Annotated in this window: 10 protein-coding genes; 9 read left to right on the forward strand and 1 reads right to left on the reverse strand. The window is 58.3% G+C overall.

Translation table 11 applies throughout. The annotated features are described in order from the left end of the window. Nucleotides 1-348 precede the first annotated feature (348 nt). The 6 genes from CWM58_RS25425 (at nt 349) to CWM58_RS25450 (ending at nt 7,091) form a co-directional block, all read left to right on the forward strand. Nucleotides 349-1,272 carry a LysR substrate-binding domain-containing protein gene (locus CWM58_RS25425; RefSeq protein ID WP_012542386.1) on the forward strand — a complete coding sequence of 308 codons (924 nt, stop codon included), beginning with the start codon at nt 349-351 and terminating at the stop codon, nt 1,270-1,272. Nucleotides 1,273-1,345: 73 nt separating this feature from the next. After that, entirely contained in the window at nt 1,346-2,005 is a 660-nt protein-coding gene (gene cecR, locus CWM58_RS25430; RefSeq protein WP_008805760.1) for a transcriptional regulator CecR, read from the forward strand. Next, nucleotides 2,005-3,000: a secretion protein HlyD gene (gene hlyD / locus CWM58_RS25435; RefSeq protein WP_008805759.1), complete on the forward strand. Its 996-nt coding sequence runs from the start codon at nt 2,005-2,007 to the stop codon at nt 2,998-3,000. The genes cecR and hlyD overlap by 1 nt, the downstream gene beginning before the upstream one ends. After that, nucleotides 2,993-4,732 carry an ATP-binding cassette domain-containing protein gene (locus tag CWM58_RS25440; protein ID WP_100682089.1) on the forward strand — a complete coding sequence of 580 codons (1,740 nt, stop codon included), beginning with the start codon at nt 2,993-2,995 and terminating at the stop codon, nt 4,730-4,732. Before hlyD ends, CWM58_RS25440 begins: the two co-directional genes overlap by 8 nt. Continuing rightward, nucleotides 4,722-5,855: an ABC transporter permease gene (locus tag CWM58_RS25445; RefSeq protein ID WP_100682090.1), complete on the forward strand. Its 1,134-nt coding sequence runs from the start codon at nt 4,722-4,724 to the stop codon at nt 5,853-5,855. The genes CWM58_RS25440 and CWM58_RS25445 overlap by 11 nt, the downstream gene beginning before the upstream one ends. 129 nt (nt 5,856-5,984) lie before the next feature. Further along, nucleotides 5,985-7,091, forward strand: a complete 1,107-nt coding sequence (locus CWM58_RS25450; RefSeq protein WP_100682091.1) for an ABC transporter permease — start codon at nt 5,985-5,987, stop codon at nt 7,089-7,091. Here the strand turns inward: CWM58_RS25450 and CWM58_RS25455 are convergent. Then, entirely contained in the window at nt 7,053-7,463 is a 411-nt protein-coding gene (locus CWM58_RS25455; RefSeq protein WP_100682092.1) for a YbhQ family protein, read from the reverse strand. The two genes, CWM58_RS25450 and CWM58_RS25455, sit on opposite strands and share 39 nt — an antisense overlap. A 131-nt stretch (nt 7,464-7,594) precedes the next feature. Between CWM58_RS25455 and CWM58_RS25460 the strand changes: the two genes are divergently transcribed. Genes CWM58_RS25460 through CWM58_RS25470 form a run of 3 tightly spaced genes read left to right on the forward strand, consistent with a single transcriptional unit; the run spans nt 7,595 to nt 10,559 of the window. Continuing rightward, complete coding sequence (locus CWM58_RS25460; protein ID WP_100682093.1) at nt 7,595-8,356, forward strand: endonuclease/exonuclease/phosphatase family protein; 762 nt, start codon at nt 7,595-7,597, stop codon at nt 8,354-8,356. Further along, nucleotides 8,353-9,597, forward strand: coding sequence for a cardiolipin synthase ClsB (gene clsB, locus CWM58_RS25465; protein WP_100682094.1), 1,245 nt, complete (start codon nt 8,353-8,355; stop codon nt 9,595-9,597). The genes CWM58_RS25460 and clsB overlap by 4 nt, the downstream gene beginning before the upstream one ends. Beyond that, entirely contained in the window at nt 9,594-10,559 is a 966-nt protein-coding gene (locus CWM58_RS25470; RefSeq protein WP_100682095.1) for a lysylphosphatidylglycerol synthase transmembrane domain-containing protein, read from the forward strand. The genes clsB and CWM58_RS25470 overlap by 4 nt, the downstream gene beginning before the upstream one ends. Nucleotides 10,560-10,955 lie beyond the last annotated feature (396 nt).

Consider the following 10,955-nt stretch of genomic DNA (forward strand, 5'->3'; position numbering starts at 1 on the left):
CCATACAGCAGCAAAAGATAAATATCTTTTCGCTCAGCTAAACAGGTGGTTAGGTGTTTTATAATGGCGATCTCAACGCATCGCCGTTTGTGATCAGGCCTGTGAGAGGAATATAACAACCCCAAAATGAAACGGTATTCAAAAAACCTCAATTATGATTGAGAAAAATTGAGTTAGTGACTTCCCGCAAATTTTTAGTCTTTACTGACACGCGCGCTTTTAACGAGATAAATTGTTAAGCCCATCACAAATTAAAATCATTTTTTTCCTTTTCCCTATGCTGGCTATCACGACTGCGCCACGCTATTCGCTATTTTCTTTTAGAAACGCCCTGCCCAGGATGCTGCCATGAGTCAACCGCTGCCCAATAAAAATTTGCCGATGCCCTCTTTACGCAATATCCAAGCCTTTATTGAAGTCGCCGCTACCGGCAGCCTCAACCTGGCCGCAGAGAATCTCAATATTACCGCCTCGGCGGTCAGCCATCAGATAGCCAGCCTGGAGCACTTTCTGGGGAAAAAACTGTTCTCCCGCAGCAGTAAAGGCGTCATGTTAACGGCGGTGGGAGAAAAATATCTCAAAGAGGTCTCCGGGGCGCTGAATATGATTGGCCAGGCCACCAGCCAGGTGATCAATGATATCCATCAGGATTATTTACGTATTCACTCGGCGCCGAGCTTCGGCCTGCTGTGGTTGATGCCTCGCCTGGATAAATTTCGCCAGGCGTGGCCGGAGTTAAAAATCAGCCTGACCTGTTCCTACGAAAGCATCCAGTTCTCCCGGGATAATATTGATATCGATATTCGTCACGGGCTATCACAGTGGCCAACGCTGTTGGTCAGAACCATTAAAAATGAGTGCGTCCTGCCCTACAGCGCAGCGTCTTATTTAGCCAGCCATCCTGTGCATGCGGTGGAAGATCTGCTGGCCTGCGATCTGATCCACTCCGACAGCACCTTAATTAACTGGAGCAGTTGGCTGTCGTGGCACAAGGTCCGCGGCTGGCATAAAAACTTCATTTTTAATTTCGACCGGTCGTACATGAGCATCGAGGCGGCCAGAATGGGGATGGGCGTGATCCTCGAAAGCAATCTGCTGGCCGGCGGGCACGTGCGTCAGGGGCAGCTGACGCCGGTATTTGACGACGAGCGGAGTATGCCGGTCGGCGCGCACCACTTCGTTCTTCCCCATGCCAATGAACAGAAGGAGAAGGTCCAGCGTTTCTTCGCCTGGGTCGCCGGGGAGCTGAAAGAGGAAGGGTTCCATATTTGATCCCGGCTGGTGGACAAACCGCCGATCGAGGCCTAAAGTTAATCAATCGATTGATTAACTTTTACCGAGCGCGATGACCAGTAAAGGCGAACAGGCAAAAAATCAGCTTATCGCGGCCGCTATCGCCCAGTTTGGCGAGTATGGTCAGCATGCCACCACCCGCGATATCGCCGCCCAGGCCGGGCAGAATATCGCCGCTATCACCTATTATTTTGGCTCGAAAGACGACTTATATCTCGCCTGTGCCCAATGGATCGCCGATTTTATCGGCGACAATTTTCGCCCACAGGCCGAAGCGGCGGAGGCCCTGCTCGCCGGGAAGTCGCCGGATCGCCAGGCAATACGCGCCCTCATTCTCAACGCCTGCCATAACATGATCCTGCTGCTGACCCAGGATGATACGGTCAACTTAAGCAAATTCATTTCCCGTGAGCAGCTGGCGCCGACCGCCGCCTACCATCTGATCCACCAGCAGGTGATCGCCCCCCTGCACCACTATCTCACCCGGCTGATTGCCGCCTGGACAGGCCGCGATGCCGGTGATACGCAAATGATCCTCCACACCCACGCCCTGCTGGGCGAGGTGCTGGCTTTCCGTCTTGGGCGTGAAACCATCCTGCTGCGCACCGGCTGGACGCAGTTTGACGCGCAAAAGACCGAACAGATTTTCGAGGTCATTACCTGTCATATCGATTTCATTCTGCATGGGTTATCGCAAAGGAGTTTGGGCTGATGAAAAAACCCGTCGTCGTCATTCTGCTGATCGTGATTCTTCTCGCCGCGCTGGGCGGCGGCTGGTGGTGGTACCAGAGCAGCCGGCAGCAGCCGCTGACCCTGTATGGCAATGTCGATATCCGCACCGTCAACATGAGCTTCCGCGTCGGCGGCAGACTGGCTTCGCTGACCGTCGACGAAGGCGACAGCATCCGCGCCGGGCAAACTCTCGGCGAGCTTGATCGCGCGCCGTATGAAAATGCCCTGCTGCAGGCCCAGGCCAACGTCTCTACCGCCCAGGCGCAGTATGACCTGATGATGGCCGGCTACCGCGCGGAAGAGATTGCCCAGGCCGCGGCGGCGGTGAAACAGGCGCAGGCCGCTTACGACTATGCGCAAAACTTTTATCAGCGCCAGCTCGGGCTGCGCGCCAGCAGCGCGATTTCCGCCAACGATCTGGAGAATGCCCGCTCCTCGCGCGACCAGGCGCAAGCAACGCTCAAATCAGCGCAGGACAAACTGCGTCAGTACCGCGCCGGTAACCGCCCGCAGGAAATTGCCCAGGCCAAAGCCAGTCTGGAACAGGCGCAGGCGGCGCTGGCCCAGGCCAAACTGGACCTGCACGATACCGTGCTCACCGCCCCTTCCGACGGTACGCTGATGACCCGTGCCGTCGAGCCCGGCACCATGCTCAACGCCGGCGGCACCGTACTGACGCTGTCGTTAACCCATCCGGTATGGGTCCGCGCCTATGTTGACGAAAAAAACCTTGGTCAGGCGCAGCCGGGACGTGAAGTGCTGCTGTATACCGATAGCCGGCCGGATAAGCCCTATCACGGCAAAATCGGCTTTGTCTCACCAAGCGCTGAATTCACGCCGAAGACCGTTGAAACGCCGGATCTGCGTACCGACCTCGTTTATCGTCTGCGTATTGTGGTGAACGATGCCGACGGCGCCCTGCGCCAGGGGATGCCGGTGACCGTCTCCTTTAACCACGGGAACGGACATGAGTGAGGCCATCATTGCCTTAAACGGTCTGAGCCGCCGTTTTCCCGGAATGGACAGGCCCGCGGTGGCGCCGCTCACCTGCACGATCCACGCCGGCTACGTCACCGGGCTGGTGGGGCCCGACGGCGCGGGGAAAACCACCCTGATGCGAATGCTGGCCGGTTTGCTCAAGCCTGATGAGGGCCGCGCCAGCGTGATCGGCTTCGACCCGCTAAAAGACGACAGCGCTCTGCACGCGGTGCTCGGCTATATGCCGCAGAAGTTCGGCCTGTATGAAGATCTGACGGTGATGGAAAACCTGACCCTGTACGCCGACCTGCGCAGCGTCACCGGCGAGGCGCGGAAGAAAATTTTCGACCGTCTGCTGGAGTTCACCTCCCTTGGCCCGTTCACCGAACGGCTGGCAGGCAAGCTTTCCGGCGGCATGAAGCAAAAGCTGGGGCTCGCCTGTACCCTGGTGGGCGACCCGAAAGTACTGCTGCTGGATGAGCCCGGCGTCGGCGTCGACCCTATCTCGCGCCGCGAGCTGTGGCAGATGGTGCACGAGCTGGCCGGCGAAGGCATGCTGATCCTGTGGAGCACCTCCTATCTCGATGAAGCGGAACAATGCCGCGACGTGCTGCTGATGAACGAAGGCAAACTACTCTACCAGGGTGAGCCGACGGCGCTGACGCAAACCATGGCCGGGCGCAGTTTCCTCGTCTCCAGCCCACAGGAAAACAACCGCCGTCTGCTGCAGCGGGCGCTGAAACTGCCGCAGGTCAGCGATGGCGTGATCCAGGGCAAATCGGTGCGCCTGATCCTGAAAAAGGACGCCCGCATTGAGGAAGTCCAGCAGCATGGCGACATCCCGCCGCTACAGGTGGCGGAGACGGCGCCGCGCTTTGAAGATGCGTTTATCGATCTGCTCGGCGGCGCCGGGACCGCTGAGTCGCCGTTGGGAGCGATTATCCATCGCGTTGACGGCAGCAAAGACGAAACGGTCATTGAGGCGCAGTCGTTAACGAAAAAATTTGGTGATTTCGCCGCTACCGACCACGTCGATTTCCAGGTTAAGCGTGGTGAAATTTTCGGCCTGCTCGGCCCCAACGGCGCCGGGAAATCCACCACCTTCAAAATGATGTGCGGCCTGCTGGTGCCCACCTCCGGCAAAGCGCTGGTGCTGGGGATGGATCTTAAGGTCAGCTCTGGCAAGGCGCGCCAGCATCTGGGCTATATGGCGCAAAAATTTTCGCTGTACGGCAACCTCAGCGTCGAGCAGAACCTGCGCTTTTTCTCCGGCGTCTATGGCCTGCGCGGCCGGGCGCAAAATGAAAAAATCGCCCGGATGAGCGATGCCTTTGGCCTGAAAAGTATCGCCCGTCACGCCGCCGACGAGCTGCCGCTCGGCTACAAGCAGCGGCTGGCGCTGGCCTGCTCGCTGATGCATGAGCCCGATATTCTGTTTCTCGATGAACCGACCTCCGGCGTCGACCCCCTCACCCGCCGTGAGTTCTGGCTGCATATCAACAGCATGGTCGATAAAGGGGTGACGGTGATGGTCACCACCCACTTTATGGATGAGGCGGAATATTGCGACCGCATCGGGCTGGTCTATCACGGTAAGCTTATCGCCAGCGGGACCCCGGACGCGCTGAAGGCCCAGGCGGCGAATGATAGCCAGAAAGATCCCACCATGGAGCAGGCGTTTATTACCCTGATTAATCAATGGGATAAGGAGCACGGCCATGAGCAATAGCGTTCTTTCGTGGCGACGGGTCCGCGCCCTGTGCGTGAAAGAGACCCGGCAGATCGTCCGCGATCCCAGTAGTTGGCTGATTGCGGTGGTGATCCCGCTACTCCTGCTGTTTATCTTCGGTTATGGCATTAACCTCGATTCCAGCAAGCTGCGGGTCGGCGTATTGCTGGAGCAACAGAGCGAAGAGGCGCTGGATTTTGTCCATACCATGACCGGCTCGCCCTATATCGACGCCACGGTCAGCGATAATCGCCAGCAGCTGATTCAAATGATGCAGGCCGGGCGCATCCGCGCCATGGTGGTCATTCCGGTGGACTTTGACCGCCAGATGGCGCGCCCCGGCGCCGACGCGCCAATTCAGTTGATTACCGACGGCAGCGAGCCCAATACCGCCAACTTCGCCCAGGGCTATGTGGAAGGCATCTGGCAGATCTGGCAGCAGCAGCGGGCGGAAGACCGCGGTGAGACCTTTGAGCCGCTGATCGACGTGCAGATGCGCTACTGGTTTAACCCGGCGGCTATTAGCCAGCACTTTATTATCCCCGGGGCGATCACCATCATCATGACCGTGGTCGGCGCGATCCTGACCTCGCTGGTGGTGGCACGCGAATGGGAGCGCGGCACCATGGAGGCGCTGCTATCGACGGAGATCACCCGCGCCGAACTGCTGCTGTGCAAGCTCATTCCCTACTATTTCCTCGGCATGCTGGCAATGCTGCTGTGTATGCTGGTGTCGGTATTTATTCTCGGCGTGCCCTATCGCGGTTCGCTGCTGATTCTGTTTGTCATCACCAGTCTGTTTTTGCTCAGCACCCTGGGCATGGGGCTGCTTATCTCAACCATTACCCGCAACCAGTTTAACGCCGCGCAGGTGGCGCTGAATGCCGCGTTTTTACCGTCGATTATGCTGTCCGGGTTTATTTTCCAGATAGACAGTATGCCGGCGGTGATCCGCGCGGTGACCTACGTGATCCCGGCGCGCTATTTCGTCAACACCCTGCAAAGCCTGTTTCTGGCGGGCAATATTCCGGTGGTGCTGCTGGTGAATGTGCTGTTTTTGATTGCGTCGGCGGTGATGTTTATCGGCCTGACGTGGCTGAAAACCAAGCGGCGTCTGGATTAGGTTTTGCCCGGTGGCGCTGCGCTGACCGGGCCTACGGTTTAACCAACATCGATTATACGGTTCGCCGATCCCGTAGGCCGGGCAAACGCAGTGCCGCCCGGCGTGGTTGAATGGGCCAAAGGAGCTATTATGTTTCACCGTTTATGGACATTGATCCGCAAAGAGCTGCAGTCGCTGCTGCGCGAGCCGCAAACGCGGATGATTTTAATCATGCCGGTGCTGATTCAGGTACTGCTCTTTCCCTTTGCCGCGACGCTGGAGGTGACCAACGCCACCATCGCCATCTATAACGAGGACAGCGGCCGGCATGCGGTGGAACTCACTCAGCGCTTTGCCCGCGCCAAAGCCTTTACCCACGTCCTGCTGCTGCAAAGCCCGCAGGCGATCCAGCCGACCATCGATGAACAAAAAGCCCTGCTGGTGGTACGCTTCCCGGCGGATTTCTCGCGTAATCTCGACAACTATCAAACCGCCCCGCTGCAGCTGCTGCTCGACGGGCGCAACTCCAACAGCGCGCAAATCGCCGCCAACTACCTGCAGCAGATCGTGAAAGACTATCAGCAGGAGCTGCTGGAGGGGAAAGCGAAGCCGAATAACAGTGAACTGGTGGTGCGCAACTGGTACAACCCGAATCTCGACTATAAGTGGTTCGTGGTGCCGTCGCTTATCGCCATGATCACCACCATCGGGGTGATGATCGTGACGTCGTTGTCGGTGGCCCGCGAGCGCGAACAGGGTACCCTCGATCAGTTGCTGGTCTCGCCCCTCGCCACCTGGCAAATCTTCGTTGGCAAAGCAGTACCGGCGCTGATCGTCGCCACCCTGCAGGCGACTATCGTGCTGGCGATTGGTATCTGGGCCTATCAGATCCCGTTTGCCGGCTCGCTGCTGCTGTTCTATTTCACGATGGTGATTTATGGCTTATCGCTGGTGGGCTTCGGTTTATTGATTTCATCGCTGTGCGCCACCCAGCAGCAGGCGTTTATCGGCGTGTTCGTCTTTATGATGCCGGCAATCCTGCTTTCGGGCTACGTTTCACCAGTGGAAAACATGCCGCAGTGGCTGCAGGATCTGACCTGGATAAACCCGATCCGCCATTTTACCGATATCACCAAGCAAATTTATCTGAAGGATGCGAGTCTGAAGATTGTGTGGGGAAGTTTGTGGCCGCTACTGGTCATAGCGGCCACCACCGGCTCAGCGGCGTATGCGATGTTCCGAAGAAAGATTGCTTAGTTTTTTATCTTTCGCCAGCAGCGAGACCACTGCCGGGCCTGCCAGTATCACCAGCCCGGCGAGGGCCAGCAGCAGGTTATTGTGCAGCACGCGCGACAGCAGCCACAGCGCTATCATGGCCGCGCCGAAGTACCAGGTCGTGGTGAGCTCCTCAAGGAAGTCTCCCACATCACGCCAGCGCGCCTCGTGGTGACGCTGTAAAAACAGCATCGCCAGCAGCGTGACGCTGTAGAGGACGCACAGTCCTAATCCGACGCGCACCAGCGCGCCGCTCATCCAACCCATCACCAGTACTGCCACGACCAGTAGATGCAACATAATCTGCCAGCAACTAAGACCTGTTGCGACGCGTACACGTTGTTGCCACTTCATGGCTTCTCTCCTGAAGGATTTTTCTCTGCTACTCAGAGTACCGCACTTTACGGAAAATTCCGTATCACCGCATCTTTTTGTGACGTCTACTACACTATTTTATTCAGGAAAGTGACATTTACTGGAGAATTATGGCTGAGCCAACGTCGGGATTTTCGTTGAACGTGCTGACAATTAACACCCATAAAGGCTTTACGGCGTTTAATCGGCGTTTTATTTTGCCCGAATTGCGCGAAGCCGTGCGCAGCGTCAGCGCGGATATTGTTTGCCTGCAGGAAGTGATGGGCGCTCACGAAGTTCACCCGCTGCACATCGAGAACTGGCCAGATACCACCCATTATGAATTTCTCGCCGACACCATGTGGAGCGATTACGCCTACGGGCGCAACGCGGTCTATCCGGAAGGCCACCACGGCAATGCCGTACTGTCGCGCTTTCCCATTGAATACTATGAAAATCGCGATATTTCAGTCGGCAACGGCGAGAAACGCGGTCTGCTTTACTGCCGCATCGTGCCGCCAGAGAGCGGCGTGACGATCCATGTCATCTGCGTTCATCTGGGTTTACGCGCAGACCAACGGCAGGCGCAGTTGACCATGCTGACGGAATGGGTCAATACCCTGCCTGCCGGTGAGCCGGTAGTGGTGGCCGGGGATTTTAACGACTGGCGTCAGCAGGCGAATCAGCCGTTAAAAGCGCAAGCCGGGCTGGAAGAGATCTTTACCCGCGCCCGCGGAAGGCCAGCGCGCACGTTTCCGGTCAGTTTTCCGCTGCTGCGCCTTGATCGCATTTATGTCAAAAACGCCCACGCCAGCCACCCAAAGGCGCTGGCCCTCAAACAATGGCGGCATCTGTCCGATCATGCGCCTCTTAGCGTGGAGATACACTTGTGAAATGTCGTTGGCAGGAAGGCAACCGCATTACGCTCCTGGAGAACGGCGACCAGTACTATCCGGCGCTGTTTGCGGCCATTGGTCGCGCCAGCCGGCGGGTGATCCTCGAATCCTTTATCTGGTTTGAAGATGAGGTGGGCTGGCGGCTGCACGCGGTTCTGCTGAAAGCCGCCAGCCGCGGTATTCAGGTGGAGGTGCTGCTTGACGGCTACGGCTCGCCGGATCTCAGCGATGAGTTTGTCGGCGAACTGACCGCCGCCGGGGTGATTTTTCGCTACTACGATCCGCGCCCTAAGCTGATGGGGATGCGCACCAACCTGTTCCGTCGGATGCACCGTAAAATCGTGGTGATTGATGACACTACCGCCTTTGTCGGCGGCATTAACTACTCCGCCGAGCATATGAGCGACTACGGCCCGGAGGCGAAACAGGATTATGCGGTGCAGGTCGAAGGGCCGGTGGTGCTTGATATTCTGCAGTTCGAGCTGGAGAACCTGCCCAACAGCGAAACCGCCCGCCGCTGGTGGCGCCGCCGTCGCCATCAGCCGGAGATCAACCAGACTCCCGGCGAGGCGCAGGCGCTGTTCATCTGGCGCGACAACCAGGATCACCGCGACGATATCGAACGCCACTACCTGAAGATGCTAACCAGCGCCCGCCGGGAGGTGATCATTGCCAACGCCTATTTCTTTCCCGGCTACCGCCTGCTGCATGCGATGCGCAATGCCGCGCGGCGCGGCGTGCGGGTCAAGCTGATCGTCCAGGGCGAGCCGGATATTCCGATTGTGAAGTTTGGCGCCCACCTGCTCTATCACTATCTCGTTAAGGGCGGGGTGCAGATCTTTGAGTATCGCCGCCGTCCGCTGCATGGCAAGGTCGCCCTGGCGGACGACCACTGGGCCACCGTCGGGTCGAGCAACCTGGATCCATTGAGCCTGTCGCTGAATCTGGAAGCCAATCTGATCATCCACGACCGGGTGTTTAACCAGACGCTGCGCGATAACCTCAACGGGCTTATCGCCAGGGATTGCCAGCGGATCGATAAAGCGATGCTGCCGAAGCGCAACTGGTGGCGGCTGGGCGTCAGCGTGATGGCCTTCCACTTTCTGCGCCACTTCCCGGCGTGGGTCGGCTGGCTACCAGCCCATACGCCGCGGCTGGCCAGGGTCAGCCCACCGGTACAGCCGGAGATTGAAACCCAGGATCGTGTCGACTCACAAACCAGGGATAATCCGCTATGAGCAAATCGCATCCCCACTGGCGGATGGCGAAAAGAGTACTTACCGTGCTCTTTTTTATCGCTGTGATCGTTCTGTTGGTGATTTACGCGCAGAAGGTCGACTGGCAGGACGTGTGGAAGGTGATCCGCGGCTACGATCGGCTGGCCTTATTTAGCGCCATTGCGCTGGTCATCGTCAGCTATCTGATCTACGGCTGTTACGATCTGCTTGGCCGGGCCTATTGCGGGCATAAGCTGGCGAAACGCCAGGTGATGCTGGTGTCGTTTATCTGCTATGCCTTTAACCTGACGCTCAGCACCTGGGTCGGCGGGATCGGCATGCGCTACCGGCTGTACTCGCGGCTGGGGCTCAACGGCGGCACCATCACCCGTATTTTTTCGTTGAGTATTACCACCAACTGGCTGGGCTATATCCTGCTCGGTGGAGTGATCTTTACGGCGGATCTGGTGAAGTTACCGCCGCACTGGTACATCAGCCAGACCACCCTGCGCATTATCGGCGGGGTGATGCTGATCCTTACGCTTTGCTATCTGTTCGGCTGCGCGTTCGCTAAACGCCGTCACCTGACGATTAAAGGCCAGCGGCTGGTGCTGCCCTCCTGGCGCTTCGCGCTGCTGCAGATGGGGATCTCGGCGGCGAACTGGATGGCGATGGGGGCGATAATCTGGCTGCTGTTGGGCAGCGAAATTAACTATTTCCTGGTATTAGGGGTGCTGCTGGTGAGCAGTATCGCCGGGGTGATCGTTCATATTCCAGCCGGGATCGGCGTGCTGGAGGCGGTGTTTATCGCCATGCTCTCCGGAGAGGAGATTTCGAAGGGCGCGATTATCGCCGCCCTGCTCGCCTGGCGTGCGCTCTATTATTTCCTGCCGCTGCTGCTGGCGACGGTGGCCTATCTGCTGCTGGAGAGTCGGGCGAAAAAGCTGCGGCAAAAGAACCAGCGCAAGCTGGCCCGCGAATGACACAGCCAGGTCGCGCTGCGCTTGCCGGGCCTGCGGGGTGTGAGCCTGTGAGAGGCCCCCGTAGGCCGGGCAAGGCGCCAGCCGCCGCCCGGCAACATCACGGGTACCGTGCCTGATATCTCGCCCGGCGGCGCTGCGCTTGCACGGGCCTAAACGCCAGCCGGATGGTTCCCTCTCCCTCCGGGAGAGGGACAGGATGAGGGGAAGCACTGCCGGGAATTCCTTGATGTTATCTGTGGCTCCAGCGCACATTGCGCTCCCGGTTAATTGTCTGCGTTATGTCACTCATGGCGCAGGGAGCGCACAGGGGGCGGCCAGTCGCCGCCGCCCCCTGTACCCCCGGGCTCCGGCCAGCAAAATCGCCACTGCGTGGTACCTTCGACTTATCCCTGCAGG

Origin of the sequence: Klebsiella sp. H-Nf2 (assembly GCF_002806645.1) — a bacterium.
GTDB lineage: Bacteria > Pseudomonadota > Gammaproteobacteria > Enterobacterales > Enterobacteriaceae > Klebsiella > Klebsiella variicola.

What these genes read in the sequence shown, in the direction of transcription:
- cecR (WP_008805760.1), top strand. Translation starts at nt 1,346, where the DNA reads ATGACCAGTAAAGGCGAACAGGCAAAAAATCAGCTTATCGCGGCCGCT.
- CWM58_RS25470 (WP_100682095.1), top strand. Translation starts at nt 9,594, where the DNA reads ATGAGCAAATCGCATCCCCACTGGCGGATGGCGAAAAGAGTACTTACC.
- hlyD (WP_008805759.1), top strand. Translation starts at nt 2,005, where the DNA reads ATGAAAAAACCCGTCGTCGTCATTCTGCTGATCGTGATTCTTCTCGCC.
- CWM58_RS25425 (WP_012542386.1), top strand. Translation starts at nt 349, where the DNA reads ATGAGTCAACCGCTGCCCAATAAAAATTTGCCGATGCCCTCTTTACGC.
- CWM58_RS25440 (WP_100682089.1), top strand. Translation starts at nt 2,993, where the DNA reads ATGAGTGAGGCCATCATTGCCTTAAACGGTCTGAGCCGCCGTTTTCCC.
- CWM58_RS25455 (WP_100682092.1), bottom strand. Translation starts at nt 7,463, where the DNA reads ATGAAGTGGCAACAACGTGTACGCGTCGCAACAGGTCTTAGTTGCTGG.
- CWM58_RS25450 (WP_100682091.1), top strand. Translation starts at nt 5,985, where the DNA reads ATGTTTCACCGTTTATGGACATTGATCCGCAAAGAGCTGCAGTCGCTG.
- CWM58_RS25445 (WP_100682090.1), top strand. Translation starts at nt 4,722, where the DNA reads ATGAGCAATAGCGTTCTTTCGTGGCGACGGGTCCGCGCCCTGTGCGTG.
- CWM58_RS25460 (WP_100682093.1), top strand. Translation starts at nt 7,595, where the DNA reads ATGGCTGAGCCAACGTCGGGATTTTCGTTGAACGTGCTGACAATTAAC.